The organism is Flavobacterium aeripolare (genome assembly GCF_013294025.1).
In the GTDB taxonomy this organism is placed as follows: Bacteria; Bacteroidota; Bacteroidia; order Flavobacteriales; family Flavobacteriaceae; genus Flavobacterium.
The window spans coordinates 267,284-283,894 of the sequence record NZ_JABSNL010000001.1 but is presented as its reverse complement, the minus strand read 5'-3'; the positions used below and the strand labels follow the sequence as shown (position 1 = coordinate 283,894).

Here is a 16,611-nt window from a genome sequence, read left to right as displayed (position 1 = left end):
AGAGTTTTTTAACAAAGTGTATGTTTTGCAAATTAATAAATAATACAAGAGAAACTTGATGTGAGTAAAATTATGTGTGTTATCTATCACTATTTATAGTTTACGTAACCATGTAGTAACATTGAGTTTGAACAATAAAAAAAAAGCAATAAAAAAGCCTTAGTGAGAACTAAGGCTTTTGTTGTGTAATGTTATGTATTATTCGTCTTCTTCGTCATTTTCAAATAACTCAGGATCTAATTCCTCACTATTTGAAGGCAGTTCAAAAAAGCTAAATATAGATCCACCATAACTTTTCTTGAATGAAAAGTGAATCATGTGGTCTAATTTTGTGTATTTAGAATGTTCAATTACCATCATCCCATCTTCATTAAGCGTATTCCTTTCAAAAACGAGTAATACTATTTTTTCAAAAGTAGCTTGATCAAGAGCGTAAGGAGGATCGGCAAATACAATATCAAATGAAGCGTTGTTTTTCTCTAAAAATTTAAAAACGTCACTTTTAGTTGCAGCAATATTAAAATCATATTCACTAGCCGTTTGCTTTATAAATTTCACACAGCCAAAATCTCCATCTACAGAAGTAATTGGCGTGCTTCCTCTAGAGGCAAATTCATAGCTTATATTTCCTGTACCTGCAAAAAGGTCTAACACTTTTAACCCTTCAAAATTAAAGTGATTGTTTAAAACGTTGAACAACGCTTCCTTAGACATATCGGTGGTGGGGCGTACTGGTAAGCCTTTAGGTGGAGATATGCGTCGTCCTTTGTATTTTCCTGAAATGATTCTCATGAGTTGAAAAGTATATAATTTTTTCTGTTTTCGGCTTCAGAAAAGTAATTGTTCCATCGCAAATCCTCCACATCAAGTAGAGAAACATTGCGAATGTATTTATAAGCTATTTTGTAGAAATCGCTTTCAGTGCTAATGTCTCCAAGTAATGTTAGCGGGAAATGTTCTGGATTTAAACTCAGTTGTTCAGCAGTAAAAAGAATGTAGTAAATAAAGTCTTCTACCGTTTTGTATTCAAAAGAGTTGAAAAGTAGCAACTTTTCGTTTTGAATTACTGCGATTTCAAAATGTTTTTGATCAAAATGAACGTACATTGTTTTGTGTTCGCTATTTTTAGATTCACCTAGCAATCTACCTACTAACACACTGTTAGCGTGTTTGTAATCGAAACTACCGTATTTGTCGATTAAAAAATTATTAATATTGACATAGGGAATGTACACTAAATTAATCTGGTATTCTGTAATTGCATCATAAGAGAAAAAATCAGATTCAAAAACCTTTGTGTTGTATTGCATGTAGCTCGCTAAATAGTTCTCGTCAAATAATGAGGCAGGGACTAAGGTAGTAAGACTATTGCTGTGCACAACTTGTATTTCGTCATACTGAGCAGTTAATTCAGGATAGGTTTCAAAAGCAGCAGCATAGTGTGCTTCGATCTTTATCTCAGGATTACTTAGGTCAAAAACAACAGTATTGAAACTACTAACCGTATTGTTTAAGGTATTGAAACAACAATAAGAAAGCCCAGACAACGAGACTTGTATTGCGAGTCGGTTGTTAGTTTTTTCTATTTGAATTGTTTCTGGAATGACCATAGCTGCAGTTTAAATTTGGATTTTATGAGTCCGTTTACCGGATGCAAATTCAGCGACAAACTTACAATATTTTTTTATTTTTATGGGTTGCAGTCGCTGCCATTTAGCGGTTTTGTTTTTAAATAATATAAAGTTATACTTTTATACTATTATGGATCATCGTATTCACTTATGTTTATATTTGTAATTCAACACAAGACTATGAAAATTAATCTCACACCAGATTGGACTACTTTTTTATCACATCAGCTAAACGCACCTTATTTTGATGAAATGGTTGTTGAATTAGATAAAGAATATACTGAGAACAGCTGTTTTCCGCCGCAAGATCTAATATTTTCAGCATTTAATACTTGCTCTTTAGAAAATTTAAAAGTTGTAATTATAGGGCAAGATCCTTATCACGGACAAGGAGAGGCTAATGGACTTAGTTTTTCGGTGAATGATGGAGTACGTATTCCGCCATCATTGCGCAATATAAATAAAGAGTTATGTTCTGATTTAAGTCATATTTTTGAACCTGCATCAGGTAATCTAAAACATTGGGCAGAACAAGGAGTACTGCTTTTAAATGCTGGATTAACAGTGAGAAAAGACCAACCTAATAGTCACAAACATTTAAAATGGAGTGTCTTTACTGATGCTGTGATTGCAAAAATTTCAGAAGAGAAGGAAGGAGTAGTGTTTTTACTTTGGGGTGCTTTTGCTCATAAAAAAGGGCTGAAGATTGACCGTGAAAAACACTTGGTGTTAGAATCAGGACATCCTTCACCTATGAGTGCTAATCAAGGAAAATGGTTTGGTAATAAACATTTTAGTCAAACGAATGCTTACTTAGAGAGTCAAGGTAAAGCAGGGATAAAGTGGGTGTAAGATTATGTAAATAGAAGCAGAGATCGCGTGAGGGGTAGTAGCAATCTGCCAAAGCAGAGCGGATGACCCGACAGCATAAATAAAAAGGAGCTAATCAACACAACGCTGATTAGCTCCTTTTTATTTATGGTGGCACGCCCAAAAGAGAAACGTACTAGTTTTTTATAATATCTTCTAGCGTTGCTTTTTCGGCACGATTGCTAATTTTAAGAGTGATAGGAATATTTTTCATTGTTTTACCTTCAATTACATACACTTTAGCTTTATTCATCTCAGTGTTGCTTTTATCGAAATCTACGTCTCCATATTGCAAGGTGTTTTTAATATCGATAGTGTCAATCCACGGCTCAGCAAGCACTTGGGAAGCTTTTTCAGAATAATTAAAAGGTTTGTTTCTAATGTCGTTCAAAACACGAGCGTTAGGAAAATAATTACAGCGCGTATCTTTACCGCTGAAAACTAGTGCTACAAAAAAAAGACCTAGAACTAATCCCACTAAATAGTAGGCGAAACGTTGTGCAAATTTCATGAATTATTTTTTGGCAAAGGTAAAGGAAAGATTCTTTAAAATACAATTAAATTGATATCGTTGTTAGGTAAATTAAACCAGTCACCTATGGCTTTATTTGTCAAAATACCGTGGTATAAATAAACACCATGTTTGAGTCCAACATCACAACGAATTGCGCTCTCAATACCGCCATCTTCAGCGATTTTCATAATAAACGGACTGATAATATTGCTAATAGATAGCGAGGCCGTTTTAGAATAACGAGACGGAATATTAGGGACACAATAGTGTACAACATTGCTTTTTATAAATGTTGGTTTTTCATGCGTAGTCACTTCAGAAGTTTCAAAACAACCTCCAGTATCGATACTCACGTCAACAATTACAGCACCACTTTTCATGTGTTCTACCATAGTTTCAGTTACAACAACTGGACAACGTTCAATACCGCGCATCCCACCAATAGCGACATCGCAACGTCGTAGAGCTTTTAATAAGGCCTTTGATTGAATCGTAGATGTAAAAATACGGTGGTTAAGATTGTTTTGTAAACGGCGTAATTTAGTAATTGAATTATCAAAAACTTTTACTGTTGCGCCCAAACCTAAGGCGGTTTTAGCAGCAAATTCTCCTACAGTCCCGGCGCCTAAAATGACCACCTCTGTAGGTGGTACACCAGTAATATTACCAAAAAGGAGTCCTTTTCCAAATTCGTTTGTAATCATCAATTCTGATGCGATGAGTACCGATGCAATTCCTGCGATTTCACTAGAGGAACGCACTACGGGGTACGAACCATCTTGATCTTTTATATATTCGAATGCGAGAGCTGTAATTTTTTTCTTGCTTAACGCCTCAAAGTATTCTTTTGTTTTTGTTTTTAATTGGATTGACGAAATCAAAATTGTTTGATTGTTCATCATTGCGATTTCTTCTAGAGTAGGAGTTCCTACTTTTAAGATCATCGGACATCCAAAGACTTTTTTAGTATCCTTAGTTACTTCGGCTCCAGCGTCACTGTATTCTTTATCTGAATAGCTAGAATTTAATCCCGCTCCAGCTTCAATCATTACTCGGTGACCGTGGGCAGTAAGTGAATTTACGGCATCAGGAGTCAAACAAATACGACGTTCTTGATAGCTAGTTTCATTAGGAATCCCTATGAATAGCTCGCTTTTATGTCGTGCAACTTCAAGTTTTTCTTCTTGAGGTAGCAATTGTTCTTTTGTAAATGGTGATAATGATATTGACATTTTGTGATACTAATTTAGAGTAAAAATACATAAAAAGATTAAAAATAGGCGATTAGATGTTTAGAAATCTCTAAACAAATGATTTAAACTATTTCATATTTCTTTCCATCTTGATATCGGCACGTTCATAATTTGTTGCTCCTAGTGGCACTTCGATAAATCCATGCTGATAATAAAGATGCAATGCTGATTTTAATTTTCTATTCGAATAGAGTAGGAGCTTGTCTATTTTAATAGCTTGTGCCTCTTTAATAACATGTTCGAGTAATTTTTTTCCAATGCCATAACCTTGGTATTTACTACTTACAGCCATTTTACTCAGTTCATAGGCGTTGTCGTTCACTTTAATCAAGGAAACAGTACCTACAATTTGATTTTCTAAAAACGCATAATATATGTGACCTCCTTGATCAATAATATGCTTTTTTGGATCAGAAAGTACGCGCTCGTCTTCGGCTTCAATTTTAAAATGCAGTTGCAACCACTCTTCATTTAGAGTTTTAATTGCTGTTTTATATTCTTGGCTAAACGGTACAATCGTGACCAAATCAATTTTATTCATGTTCATAATTATCTTAAATGAAGCAAACGCTTGCCATCTTCTAGAACCTCAATCGTGATAACGCTATGTTCGTCAGGAATTAAATTAGGTACGTTCTCTGCCCATTCGATAAAACACCAATTCCCAGAGTAGAAGTAATCATCTGCACCCATATCAAGCGCTTCATTTTCATTCTTTAAACGGTAGAAATCAAAATGGTAAACAGTCTGATGGTCTGTGGTTTGGTATTCGTTTACTAATGAAAAGGTAGGACTACTAGTCGCTTCTGTAACACCTAGCGTTTTACAAAATTGCTTGATAAAAGTTGTTTTGCCAGCACCCATTTCACCATGAAATAAAATCACTTTATGCGGATTTTGAATCACAATAATCTCTGCCACAGAGGCGATATCTTCTAATGAAAAAATAAATTCCATCTCTCTTTATTATTTTAAGTTCTGAACCTATTACTTTACTGTTAATGCTTACTTTGCAGCTTAAAATGTACAATTCAAAACATAATTTCGAATATTATTTTGGGTTAAACACCAAGCAAGGAATAATCATTTCTTCCAGTGAAATACCACCATGCTGATAGGTGTTTTTATAATAACTCACATAATGGTTGTAATTGTTTACATAAGCAAGAAACAAATCATTCTTTGCAAAAATATAAGAACTACTCATATTAATGGTAGGTAAACCTATTTTTTTAGGATCTTTTACCGCATAAACATCTTTTTGTTCATACGTCAAGCTGCGACCGGTTTTGTAACGCAAATTCAAGCTCGTGTTTTTATCTCCCACGACCTTAGAAGGGTTTTTTACATTAATCGTTCCATGATCTGTAGTTAAAACCAACTTGAATCCCAGTTTTTGAGCCTGTTGAATGATTTCTAGTAAAGGGGAATTTTTAAACCAACTCAACGTTAATGAGCGGTAAGCTTTATCATCAGATGCGAGCTCTTTTACCACATCCATTTCTGTTTTAGCGTGTGATAACATGTCGACAAAGTTGTAGACTACCGTAACTAAATCATTATCTTTTAATCCTTTAAAATTCTCAACCAATTTTTTACCCGAAGCTAAATTTGTGATTTTGAAATAGTCCTCTTTAATTTTAAGACCCAATCGCTTTAATTGAGCAGATAGAAACTCGGCTTCAAATAGGTTTTTACCACCTTCTTCGGGATCATTTTTCCAGTATTCTGGGAATTGTTTCTCCATGTCTACAGGTAGTAAACCAGAGAATATAGCGTTACGTGCGTATTGCGTCGCGGTGGGTAATATAGAATAATAAGGTACTTCTTTTTCTAACTTGTAATAATCAGCAACGACACTTTCAAAAGTTTTCCATTGATCATAGCGCAGGTTGTCAATCACGATAAAAAGTACTGGTTTGTCTTTTTTAACTAATTCAGGAACTACAATTTCCTTAAAAAGTTCGTGAGACAGTACGGGCTTGTCCGCTCTAGGTAAGAACCATTCTTCGTAGTTGCGTTCAATGAATTTTCCAAACATTGAGTTGGCTTCTGCTTTTTGTGATTCTAAAATGGTAATCATTCCTTGGTCGTTAATTGTTTCCAATTGCAGCTCCCAGAATATCAATTTTTTGTACAATTCTATCCAATCTTCGTAAGAATTTACCATCGCCATTTCCATAGTGATTTTCCTAAATTCTTTTTGGTAATCAAGAGTTGTTTTTTGCGAAATTAATCTGGAGTGATCGAGATTCTTTTTTAAACTAAGCAAAATCTGGTTTGGATTCACTGGTTTAATTAAGTAATCAGCAATTTTAGAGCCTATGGCTTCTTCCATGATATACTCCTCCTCACTTTTTGTGATCATAATCATAGGAATGGCATTCTTTTTCTCTTTCATCTCTGATAGGGTTTCAAGACCACTCATACCAGGCATGTTTTCATCTAAAAAAACAACGTCAAAATTCTCTTCGTCAAATATATCAATAGCGTCACGACCGTTATTACAGGTAGTCACAGCATAATTTCTTTTCTCTAGAAACAGTATGTGCGGTTTTAAATAATCAATTTCATCATCAACCCAAAGTATTTTTATCTTGTCCATATCTCTCGTGTAACGGTGTTAATCAATGTGCCAAATTACATTTTTTTACAACGGATAGTTACTAATATTATTATAAAGTTTAGCTTCAACAAGGTGCCAAAGTGTTCCGATAATTTTGAACAGCAGTCTTAAATTAGCTGCAATTCATTGATGCACGATCCATTAATTGAGTGAAAATCACTAATTCAGATTATCAGTATTTAATAGAAATAATCTTATATTTGGAACCAATTTAAAAAACAGCAAATTTGTTTGATGAATCTATCTAAAAACTGCTGTCTTTTAATGGCTATTATCAGTACAATTTCCTGAGCAAAAGCATGGTCAAGCAACCAAGTAAGATAGGCCTTTTTTTCATGGGAAATAAATATTTGGTTGTACCTTTTATACAAATTTTCGATAGCATTGATTTTTGTAAAAGTTTACTTTTCCAGTAAGTACAATGATGCTAAGCAAATTAATTGTGAATAATTACAATAAGAAATAATGAATATACTATCTAAGATTACTGTTGCTCTTAGTCTTTTACTTTTATTAAGTACGAGTTGTAGCAAAGCCCAAAAGAGCGATAACGACACCGTAAAAATCGATAGTTTGCTAACGCTTGTAAGCCCAAGACCTTTTAATGGAGTGGTCCTGGTTACTCAAAACGATAGTGTACGTTATGAGAAGGCAGTAGGTTATGACACTTTTAAAAACAAAAAAACATTAAAGGTTAACGATCAATTTGTGATTAATTCGAATAGCAAACAAATAACCGCTGTATTGATTTTATTAGAGGTAGAGAGAGGAACGGTCGATTTACAAGCTCCTATAATTACTTATTTACCTCGTTTAAAAAAGGATTGGGCTAAGAAGGTTACTGTACATCAACTTTTAAATCATACTCATGGTATTGCAACACTAAATAAACCGTTGCTGTTTGAGGCTGGAACCGAATTTAAATACGGGAATTTATCTAATGTTTTGCTGGGCGAAATTATTTCAGCTGTTACAAATAAAAGCTATACGGTAGTTGCAGAAACACTTTTCAAAAAATTAGGAATGAAAAATACTGTAGCAAATGCTTCTAGGGTCGCTCCTAATTTAGTTGCAGGAAACACTAATGATAACAATACATTTACGGTTGCAAAAAAGATAAAGAAGAATGCGTCGAGTATTCCCGCCGCCGGAGTGATTAGTACTGTTCATGATTTGGCTTTATGGAATAAAAGTTTACATGAGGGCGCCATTTTAAAACCAGAAAGTTATGCTAAAATGATTACTGCTGCAGTTTTAGCGCAGCATGATGCCTTTGGTAAAGAAAAAACTGGATATGGATACGGTATTAGAATCAACGATTTAGGGAAAACAAAATACATTGGTCATACCGGTCTTGGAGATGGCTATGCTTCTTTAAACGTGTACTTTCCTGAAACTAAAACAAGCTTAGTGGTATTAGAAAACCAGTCAAATGCTGATATGAGTTTGAGTTATTATTTTGGCACTCAAATTAAAGAGATGCTATTAAAGTCCATGAATAGCGTAAAATAATAAATTGTGATTTCTATCACAAAGACGATACCTTTGTGACAATTAAAAAAAACTCAAAAATGACTACGCATCTCGCTTTACTTCGTGGAATCAATGTTTCTGGACACAACATGATCAAAATGGATTTGTTGAAAACAACCTTAGAGAAAATAGGATTTACAAATGTGGAAACCTATGTGCAGTCAGGGAATGTGTTTGTTGATACTGAGGAAGTAAATGCCGCTAAAGTAGGATTTATAATTAAACAAGAGATTTTTAAAGCTTTTGGGTACGATGTTCCTACAATCGTAATTGGGATTAGTGATTTGCAAAATTGCTTTAAAAATAACCCTTATTTAAAGGAGAAAGATGCTGATGTGAAAAAACTTTACGTGGCCTTTGTATCTAAAGAGTTGAAATCAGAGAATATTAATGATTTAAAAATCAGTCAATTTAAGCCTGATGTAGCTGCCTTGGATCAAAATAGAATATTTATAAAATATGCAGTAGGAGCAGGGAAAACGCGTTTAGACCAAAAATACATAGAGAAGAAACTCAATCTTACTGCAACCATTAGAAACTGGAATTCAGTTACCAATCTTTTAAAAATGTATGAGGAGCGCATCTAATTGCTCTCAAAACGATTGGCTTTTTTTAAAATAGCTACTTTATTTTATTTTGCACTTAAAATGAGTCGATAGTGTCTTTTGCAACTAAATCACAGTACCAAAAGCCGTAGTCAAAAGCGTCTGTGGCACTAGTATCGCAAGCTTTATCTGAGCTGTCTTCCTTTTCAGGTCTCTCGTATTTTCTATAAACGATTTCGCCTGTTTCAAAATCAACTGGTTTTGTAAAGATTGGTCCATCAAAAGTGAAAGTATGAAATTCACCATTCTCACCACAAACATCTACATTTGCAGGTAAGTCCTTGATAAACTGTTCGTCAATTACACGTCCTACAAAACTCTTGTCTAGAAAGTGCTCGTTTACACATACAACAATGGTTTTAAAACCCAAGCAAATAAATTCTTGAATTAAATCCATAGTTGGTATTTTCCAAAGTGGAAAGATGCCTTTAAATCCTATAGTTTCTAATTTTTCTTCGCGGTATTTTCTTAAATCTTCTAGGAAAATATCACCAAAGATGGAGTAATCTACCCCTTCAGACTTTAGCTGCGTCAGTGTTTGAGTCATGACTTCTTCATACACTTCCATCGTGGGCATTTCAGGAATTTCCATTATTTTAAGTGGTATTCCAATGCTCTTTGCTTGTTCTTGTAGCAGTGAAATTCTAATGCCGTGCATCGATACTCGCTGAAATTGCTGGTTCACACTGGTAAGTAAACAACTAATTTCATAATCTGGATTTTGCAATGTTTTGTAAAGTGCTAATGCAGAATCTTTGCCGCTGCTCCAGTTGAATAAGGCTTTCTTTGTCAAAATAGTATCTTTTTAGGGATTACAAACGTACAAAATTAGCTTCTGATTATACTCTTGTCATGATGACAAACGTGTAAAACTTTGTAACTTTGGCTTGACCAGAAACGATCGCTATTGTTTGATTTATTTTCGAAAATAAAAAAGCCTAGTTTGTGGAGTATATTTATAATAACGACCGAGACTTTCTTGCAAATAAATACAATGATAAAATACTTTTTCTTATTACTTACAACAGCTGCCTTTGCTCAACAAACGGCAAAAGTAGATTTTAAATCCATGAATGGTAAGATCGCAATTGATGTTGCTAGTAAAGTGGTTTCAGGTGATATAATCTATCAATTTGACGTGTTATCAGCTAGTGATACCATCAAAATAGATGCGCAAAATATGAACTTTAGTGATTTATTACTAGACGGGATTTCTGTAGAATTTTTAAACAATAAAAAAGAACTCTTAATTGTGCATCCTTTTAAGGAAGGAAGTCAAGTTTTAAGCTTTAAATACAGTGTAAAACCTAAGCAAGCCTTGTATTTTATAGGATCAGAGGCAAAGGACAATTTACAAATTTGGACACAGGGTCAAGGCAGGTATACGAGCAACTGGCTGCCTAGTTTTGATGATGTCAATGAGAAGGTTATTTTTAATTTGAGTATAGGATTTGATGCTCAGTATGAGGTTGTTTCAAATGGATCATTAGCTAATAAGGAAACGGTTAATAATACTACTAATTGGGAATATAAAATGCAAGAACCTATGAGTTCGTATTTAGTGATGCTAGCTATAGGTAAATACAGTAAAAAAGTGATTCAATCCAAGTCTGGTGTGGCTTTAGTGAATTATTTTGAACCGCAAGACAGTGTTCGTTTTGAACCCACTTATCGTTATTCTAAAGAGCTTTTTGATTATTTAGAGAAGAAAATTGGTGTGAAATACTCATGGGGAAGCTATAGCCAAATTCCAGCAAGAGATTTTTTATATGCAGGAATGGAGAATACTTCGGCTACCATTTTATCTAGCAGATATGTTGTGGATAGTGTGGGCTATGAGGATCGAAATTACAGCTATGTCAATGCGCACGAATTAGCACACCAATGGTTTGGAGATTTGGTTACAGCTCAAAGTGGAAAACACCATTGGTTACAGGAAGGATTTGCTACTTATTACGCTTTAATGGCAGAGTCTTCTATTTATGGAGACGACTATTTTTATTATAAAATGTATGAGTCAGCACAGCAAATAAAATATGCCTCACGCACCGACACTGCTCCGGTCCTAGATGCTAAAGCGAGTTCGTTGAGTTTTTATCAAAAAGGAGCTTGGGCACTGTTTGTAATTAGGGAGACAGTAGGAGAAAGAGCGTTTAAAAAAGCAATTAAAAATTATTTAAAAAAGTATGCTTACCAGACTGTTACTACCGATGATTTGTTTAACGAAATTAAGAAAGTAGCTCATTTTGATAGTGATGAATTTAGCAAAGTTTGGCTTGAATCAATACCGTTTAATACACAGCAATCTAATGAGTTACTATTGAAAAATAGAACAATGCAATTGCTTTTTGAAATTGATAAGTTAAAGAAAGTACCGCTTAATGAAAAAGAGGAGTTCTTTACTAAAACCTTAAAATCGAATGCTTACTTTCAAGTAAAAATTGCGATTGTTAACCAACTCAAATCTGAGGTTTTTGAAGAAAAAAAGGCTTTGTTATCGGTTGCTATGGGGACAAATAATATTCAAATTCGTCAAGCGGTAGCTGCTAGTTTATCAAAAATTCCAGTAGATTTTAAAAGTGAATATGAAACCTTATTAAAGGATAAGTCGTATCAAACACAGGAAATAGCGTTGTTCTACTTATGGAATAATTTCCCTAGCAATCGCGTTACTTACTTAAATGAAACTAAAAATTGGATTGGTTTTAATGACTACAATTTACGCACTTTGTGGTTATCGTTAGCGCTATCGACTGCAGATTACAACGTTGATAAAGAACCTTTAATTGAGGAGCTAATCAACTATTCATCTTTAAATTATGAAGCGACAACAAGACAAAATGCTTTAGAAAAACTGTTAACCTTTAAACTAATTAATGATACTGTACTAGCTAATCTTGTCAATGCTACAACGCACCATATGTGGCAATTTTCTAAATTTGGTCGTGACAACATCCGTTTAATGCTTAAAGACTCTCAAATGGTCCTAGATTTTGAACGTGTTTTACCATCATTAAATGAAGGCGAACAATTTCAATTGAACAGGTTGCTACTTGAACTTCAGCCTAAATAACTACTTTTTAAAAAACAAAATAATTACCACAACTGTGTAACTTCTTGCTTCATAAACAACAAGGCCGCTTTGCTTGGCGCAGTGCTATCCATATTATTTGTTAATACATATTCCCTTAAACTATCTGCATTTGTTACTGTCTCAATGTTGGCAGCGACTCTCACTAGTTGTATTGTTTCGTTCTTTGCGGCTGTGATAATTGACCAGCTTTCTTCACTTAGGTATATCTGTTGCGATATATTGTGTTCGTATTCTTGCTCGATTTGCGCAATTACATAATTTTGATAATCAAATTTAAGGGTAGAGATAGGCGTGATGCGTACCATAAGTTGTGAAGGGCGTATCCTCTCTAGAAACAAGGTTAGTCGTTCATACGCTTGCAAACGATTTGTGGTAATTGAGCGATCATCGTGATTTGTCCGTTCTTTTTTTAATTCTAAATGCTCATTTAATTGAGTGTTAAAAAAGTAATATGCTATGGCAGCAGTGGCTATGGACGGAATGGTGTACCCTAATATTTGCGCAATTAATACAGAATTCATGATATTTTTATTTAAAAAGCAAAAATATACTTTTACTTTAAATTAATGGAATAATATGGTGCTATTTAGTATTGTCAAGAGTATTTTTGCATTAAAAGTTAGTTACACTACTTTTCAATCTTTGCCTTAATTTTATGGAAACCTACATTATTGTCTTTCTTTGCATTGCTGCCTTTATTGCTGGTTTTATTGATGCCATCGTAGGTGGTGGCGGATTAATCCAAACCCCAGCAGCCCTTATTTTACTACCTAATTTACCAGTTTCAACTGTAATTGGAACGTTGAAAATTCCAGCTTTTAGTGGTACCTCTTTTGCGGCAGCGCAGTATTTAAAAAAGGTTACGATGAACTGGCGCTTGCTAATTATTATGATGGCATTAGCGTTGCCATCTGCGTTTTTAGGTTCGACATTACTCACCTATATGAGTAACGATTTCATGAAGCCGTTGCTACTCTTTATTTTATCTTTATTAGCAGTTTATACCTATGCTAAAAAGAATTTTGGACAGCATGTTGCTAAAGATTTATCAGAGAGGTAATTAATTTTGAACGCAGTAATGATTAGCTTTATTGTTGGTTTCTATGATGGTTTTATTGGTCCTGGAACAGGAAGTTTTTTTGTTGTAGCTTTCATTGCTTTGATGGGATTTGATTTTCTTCACGCTTCTGCGAATGCTAAAATGGTCAACTTGGCAACAAATTTTGGTTCGATATGTCTCTTTGCGTTAAAAGGAAAGATTATCTGGGCAATTGCTTTACCTATGGCTGCTTGCAACGCTTTTGGGGGTTGGTTAGGAGCAAAGTTAGCCATCAGTAAAGGGAATGGATTTATTCGAATCTTCTTCTTGGTGGTGGTTGTAGGAACATTGATCCGATTTGCTTATGATGTTTTTTGGAACGATTAATATTGTTTTAAGCTACTTTTACAGCCTATTCATTTTCGAAAATAAATTGTAATACGACTCTTTTTATTATTTTCGAAAACAAACTATTAACTCTCTATGTAGTCCACAAAATGCTCTTATCAAGTCTGATTTTCTTTCGAATAAAAAAAATGAGAAAGCCTGATATGTTTCGTGGTAAAAATGCATGAGTTCCAACCATATTAACTCTGAAATTCTTATTTTTGCACAAATAGAAAATTTTCATGCAACAATATATTTCCCAACTTAACGAAGCACAGCGCGAACCTGTATTGCAAAAAGAAGGTCCGATGATTATTATCGCTGGAGCAGGTTCAGGTAAAACACGTGTACTGACAATAAGAATTGCTTATTTAATGCACCAAGGAATCGATGCTTTCAATATTTTATCGCTAACATTTACAAACAAAGCGGCACGCGAAATGAAAAAGCGTATCTCGGATATTGTTGGGTCAGGCGAGGCAAAAAATTTGTGGATGGGAACGTTTCACTCTGTATTTGCTAAAATCCTTCGTTCTGAGGCTGATAAATTAGGATATCCATCTAACTTTACTATTTATGATTCTCAAGATTCGTTAAGAACTATATCAGGAATTATTAAAGAGATGCAGTTAGACAGAGATGTCTATAAACCAAAGCAAGTTTTAGGGAGGATTTCTAATTTTAAGAACAGCTTGATTACTGTAAAAGCATACTTTAATGATAAAGAATTACAGGAAGCAGATGCGATGTCTAAGAAACCGAGAATGGGGGAAATCTACGAGAAATATGTAGAGAAATGTTTCAAATCTGGCGCAATGGATTTTGATGATTTATTGCTTAAAACCAACGAATTGCTAACGCGTTTTCCTGAGGTGTTAGCTAAATATCAAAACCGTTTTAGATACATCATGGTTGATGAGTACCAAGATACAAATCACTCGCAGTATCTAATCGTAAGAGCATTATCAGACAAATTTCAAAATATTTGTGTGGTAGGTGACGATGCACAAAGTATCTACGCTTTTAGGGGGGCAAACATTAACAACATCTTAAACTTTCAAAAAGATTATGAAGGGGTTAAGACGTTTAAGTTAGAACAGAACTACCGCTCTACGCGAAATATTGTTGAAGCGGCCAACACAATTATAGATAAAAATAAGGTTAAGCTAGACAAGATTGTTTGGACAGCAAATGAATTTGGACCCAAGATAAAAGTGCACCGAAGCATGACTGATGCTGAAGAAGGACGTTTTGTAGCTAGTACAATTTTCGAACAAAAAATGCAAAACCAGATGACAAATGGTCAATTTGCTATTTTGTATCGTACTAATGCACAGTCACGTGCAATGGAAGATGCGTTACGTAAACGTGATATTCCATACCGTATTTATGGCGGACTTTCTTTTTATCAAAGAAAAGAGATTAAAGATGTGCTTTGCTATTTAAGATTGGTGATTAATCCTAAAGATGAAGAAGCTTTAATGCGTGTGATCAATTATCCGGCTAGAGGAATAGGGGATACAACTGTTGAAAAATTAGTTGTAGCGGCAAATCATTACAAGCGTTCGATATTTGAAGTAATGCAAAATATTGATAAGATTGATCTAAAGTTGAATAACGGAACCAAGCAGAAATTAAAAGATTTTGTGTTGATGATTTTGAGTTTTCAAGCAATTGATCAAAATCATGATGCTTTTTATGTAACAGAACACGTTTCTAAAAAAACAGGTTTGGTTCAAGAATTGAAAAAAGATGCTACTCCAGAAGGAATGGCAAAAATTCAAAATATAGAAGAGCTATTAAATGGTTTAAAAGACTTTACCGAAGGTCAAAAGGAAGTTGATGGTGCTAGAGGTGCCTTAGCTGAATTTATGGAAGATGTAGCCTTAGCGACAGATCTTGACAAGGATACTAATGATGAAGATCGTGTAGCCTTGATGACTATTCACCTTGCAAAAGGATTAGAATTCCCGCATGTATTTGTGGTAGGAATGGAGGAAGATTTATTTCCTAGTGCTATGAGTATGAGCACAAGAAGCGAACTAGAAGAAGAACGCCGCTTGTTTTATGTTGCTTTAACCCGTGCCGAGCACCAAGCTTACCTAACGTATTCACAGTCGCGATACCGCTGGGGAAAATTAACAGATAGTGAACCCTCCCGTTTTATAGAGGAAATCGATGGTCAGTTTTTAGAATATCTAACTCCTGCTGAGAGCAATTACCGTTTTAAGCCGCTTATTGATAAAGACGTTTTTGGGGACGTAGATAAATCAAAAATGAGATTGTCTAAACCTTCTAATGGAACACCACCACCAAAAGTTGTTCCTGGTCAAAGGGTAGAGGCGACGGTAAGAAAGTTGAAACCATTGGGTGGAAACCCTAATGCTGCAGGGCCTAATTTATTTGATAATAATTTATCTGCAGGTAATATTGTGATGCACGAGCGTTTTGGTAAAGGTCAAATTATAAATATCGAAGGAGTAGGCGCTGATAAAAAAGCAGAAATCAAATTTGAAGTTGGCGGACTTAAAAAATTACTGCTGCGTTTTGCTAAGTTAGATGTTATAGGATAAGTGATTTTAAAGTAAATTGCTTTGCAATACATTTTTAATTTGCTAGAAATCAATTCAAGTATGCGTTAGCGATTAGGAAACTGCTATTTTAATTTTTGGAATAATTCTTGATACATAATAGATACACAAATGCCTTTTAACGAATTACTTTCTATTCGAATCACCACCATATTACTAGAAAATAACTGTTCTTTCAAGGAGAAGAAAATGTTTGGGGGGATCACTTTTATGATTAATGATAAAATGTGTATAGGGGTGATGCAAGACGTTATCATGCTTAGAGTGTTACCAGAATTTTATGAGGCATTACTCGAAGAAAACGATGTTAGGGCTATGGATTTTACGGGTAGGATAACAGCTGGTTTTATTTACATTGATGCAGAAGGTTTTAAAACAGAGCGGCAATTGAAAAGATGGATTGCCTATGGTTTAGATTTTGCCGAAAGAGGTGTTGTAAAAAGTAAAAAGAGATTAAAAAATTAACGT

General features: G+C 34.4%; 15 protein-coding genes and 1 pseudogene. 7 read left to right on the top strand and 9 right to left on the bottom strand.

Going from position 1 to position 16,611, the window contains the following annotated elements; genetic code table 11:
* Positions 1-198: 198 nt before the first annotated feature.
* Positions 199-792, bottom strand: a complete 594-nt coding sequence (locus tag HNQ00_RS01245) for an RsmD family RNA methyltransferase (protein WP_026709112.1) — start codon at positions 790-792, stop codon at positions 199-201.
* The gene (locus HNQ00_RS01240) at positions 789-1,610 is read right to left on the bottom strand and encodes a DUF3822 family protein (RefSeq protein WP_173836285.1); all 822 of its coding nucleotides are present in this window, start codon (positions 1,608-1,610) and stop codon (positions 789-791) included. The genes HNQ00_RS01245 and HNQ00_RS01240 overlap by 4 nt, the downstream gene beginning before the upstream one ends.
* Before the next feature lie 201 nt (positions 1,611-1,811).
* Between HNQ00_RS01240 and ung the strand changes: the two genes are divergently transcribed.
* Entirely contained in the window at positions 1,812-2,483 is a 672-nt protein-coding gene (ung, locus tag HNQ00_RS01235; protein ID WP_173836283.1) for a uracil-DNA glycosylase, read from the top strand.
* A 154-nt stretch (positions 2,484-2,637) separates the two neighbouring features.
* On the opposite strand, the gene HNQ00_RS01230 is transcribed toward ung, so the two are convergent.
* The 5 genes from HNQ00_RS01230 to porX all read right to left on the bottom strand — a co-directional run bounded on the left by HNQ00_RS01230 (position 2,638) and on the right by porX (position 6,873).
* Positions 2,638-3,012, bottom strand: a complete 375-nt coding sequence (locus HNQ00_RS01230; RefSeq protein ID WP_173836281.1) for a DUF4258 domain-containing protein — start codon at positions 3,010-3,012, stop codon at positions 2,638-2,640.
* Positions 3,013-3,047: 35 nt separating this feature from the next.
* A complete protein-coding gene (locus tag HNQ00_RS01225) occupies positions 3,048-4,247 on the bottom strand; it encodes an alanine dehydrogenase (RefSeq protein WP_173836279.1) in 1,200 nt (399 codons plus the stop codon).
* Positions 4,248-4,335: 88 nt separating this feature from the next.
* Entirely contained in the window at positions 4,336-4,815 is a 480-nt protein-coding gene (locus tag HNQ00_RS01220) for a GNAT family N-acetyltransferase (protein WP_254598411.1), read from the bottom strand.
* A 2-nt stretch (positions 4,816-4,817) separates the two neighbouring features.
* On the bottom strand, positions 4,818-5,225 hold the full coding sequence (tsaE, locus tag HNQ00_RS01215) for a tRNA (adenosine(37)-N6)-threonylcarbamoyltransferase complex ATPase subunit type 1 TsaE (protein ID WP_173836276.1): 408 nt from the start codon (positions 5,223-5,225) through the stop codon (positions 4,818-4,820).
* 94 nt (positions 5,226-5,319) lie between these two features.
* Positions 5,320-6,873, bottom strand: a complete 1,554-nt coding sequence (gene porX / locus HNQ00_RS01210; RefSeq protein ID WP_173836274.1) for a T9SS response regulator signal transducer PorX — start codon at positions 6,871-6,873, stop codon at positions 5,320-5,322.
* A gap of 486 nt (positions 6,874-7,359) precedes the next feature.
* Here porX and HNQ00_RS01205 point away from each other — a divergent pair, with 486 nt between their 5' ends.
* Positions 7,360-8,406, top strand: coding sequence for a serine hydrolase domain-containing protein (locus HNQ00_RS01205; RefSeq protein ID WP_173836272.1), 1,047 nt, complete (start codon positions 7,360-7,362; stop codon positions 8,404-8,406).
* 59 nt (positions 8,407-8,465) lie between these two features.
* Positions 8,466-9,014 carry a DUF1697 domain-containing protein gene (locus tag HNQ00_RS01200; protein WP_173836270.1) on the top strand — a complete coding sequence of 183 codons (549 nt, stop codon included), beginning with the start codon at positions 8,466-8,468 and terminating at the stop codon, positions 9,012-9,014.
* 55 nt (positions 9,015-9,069) lie between these two features.
* Here the strand turns inward: HNQ00_RS01200 and HNQ00_RS01195 are convergent, their stop codons facing one another.
* Positions 9,070-9,825, bottom strand: a complete 756-nt coding sequence (locus HNQ00_RS01195) for a Dph6-related ATP pyrophosphatase (RefSeq protein ID WP_173836268.1) — start codon at positions 9,823-9,825, stop codon at positions 9,070-9,072.
* Positions 9,826-10,026: 201 nt separating this feature from the next.
* Here HNQ00_RS01195 and HNQ00_RS01190 point away from each other — a divergent pair, with 201 nt between their 5' ends.
* Positions 10,027-12,105: a M1 family metallopeptidase gene (locus tag HNQ00_RS01190; protein WP_217425236.1), complete on the top strand. Its 2,079-nt coding sequence runs from the start codon at positions 10,027-10,029 to the stop codon at positions 12,103-12,105.
* A gap of 23 nt (positions 12,106-12,128) precedes the next feature.
* Here the strand turns inward: HNQ00_RS01190 and HNQ00_RS01185 are convergent, their stop codons facing one another.
* Complete coding sequence (locus tag HNQ00_RS01185) at positions 12,129-12,647, bottom strand: DUF7935 family protein (RefSeq protein WP_173836266.1); 519 nt, start codon at positions 12,645-12,647, stop codon at positions 12,129-12,131.
* Positions 12,648-12,781: 134 nt separating this feature from the next.
* Between HNQ00_RS01185 and HNQ00_RS01180 the strand changes: the two are divergent.
* The 3 genes and pseudogenes from HNQ00_RS01180 to HNQ00_RS01170 all read left to right on the top strand — a co-directional run bounded on the left by HNQ00_RS01180 (position 12,782) and on the right by HNQ00_RS01170 (position 16,608).
* A pseudogene (locus tag HNQ00_RS01180) lies at positions 12,782-13,552 on the top strand (sulfite exporter TauE/SafE family protein).
* A 242-nt stretch (positions 13,553-13,794) separates the two neighbouring features.
* Positions 13,795-16,125: an ATP-dependent helicase gene (locus HNQ00_RS01175; protein WP_173836264.1), complete on the top strand. Its 2,331-nt coding sequence runs from the start codon at positions 13,795-13,797 to the stop codon at positions 16,123-16,125.
* 129 nt (positions 16,126-16,254) lie between these two features.
* Positions 16,255-16,608, top strand: a complete 354-nt coding sequence (locus HNQ00_RS01170) for a TfoX/Sxy family protein (protein ID WP_173836261.1) — start codon at positions 16,255-16,257, stop codon at positions 16,606-16,608.
* Positions 16,609-16,611 lie beyond the last annotated feature (3 nt).

Coding starts and splice junctions, on each gene's coding strand:
- HNQ00_RS01245 (WP_026709112.1), bottom strand. CDS start 792: ATGAGAATCATTTCAGGAAAATACAAAGGACGACGCATATCTCCACCT.
- HNQ00_RS01240 (WP_173836285.1), bottom strand. CDS start 1,610: ATGGTCATTCCAGAAACAATTCAAATAGAAAAAACTAACAACCGACTC.
- ung (WP_173836283.1), top strand. CDS start 1,812: ATGAAAATTAATCTCACACCAGATTGGACTACTTTTTTATCACATCAG.
- HNQ00_RS01230 (WP_173836281.1), bottom strand. CDS start 3,012: ATGAAATTTGCACAACGTTTCGCCTACTATTTAGTGGGATTAGTTCTA.
- HNQ00_RS01225 (WP_173836279.1), bottom strand. CDS start 4,247: ATGTCAATATCATTATCACCATTTACAAAAGAACAATTGCTACCTCAA.
- HNQ00_RS01220 (WP_254598411.1), bottom strand. CDS start 4,815: ATGAACATGAATAAAATTGATTTGGTCACGATTGTACCGTTTAGCCAA.
- tsaE (WP_173836276.1), bottom strand. CDS start 5,225: ATGGAATTTATTTTTTCATTAGAAGATATCGCCTCTGTGGCAGAGATT.
- porX (WP_173836274.1), bottom strand. CDS start 6,873: ATGGACAAGATAAAAATACTTTGGGTTGATGATGAAATTGATTATTTA.
- HNQ00_RS01205 (WP_173836272.1), top strand. CDS start 7,360: ATGAATATACTATCTAAGATTACTGTTGCTCTTAGTCTTTTACTTTTA.
- HNQ00_RS01200 (WP_173836270.1), top strand. CDS start 8,466: ATGACTACGCATCTCGCTTTACTTCGTGGAATCAATGTTTCTGGACAC.
- HNQ00_RS01190 (WP_217425236.1), top strand. CDS start 10,027: ATGATAAAATACTTTTTCTTATTACTTACAACAGCTGCCTTTGCTCAA.
- HNQ00_RS01185 (WP_173836266.1), bottom strand. CDS start 12,647: ATGAATTCTGTATTAATTGCGCAAATATTAGGGTACACCATTCCGTCC.
- HNQ00_RS01175 (WP_173836264.1), top strand. CDS start 13,795: ATGCAACAATATATTTCCCAACTTAACGAAGCACAGCGCGAACCTGTA.
- HNQ00_RS01170 (WP_173836261.1), top strand. CDS start 16,255: ATGCCTTTTAACGAATTACTTTCTATTCGAATCACCACCATATTACTA.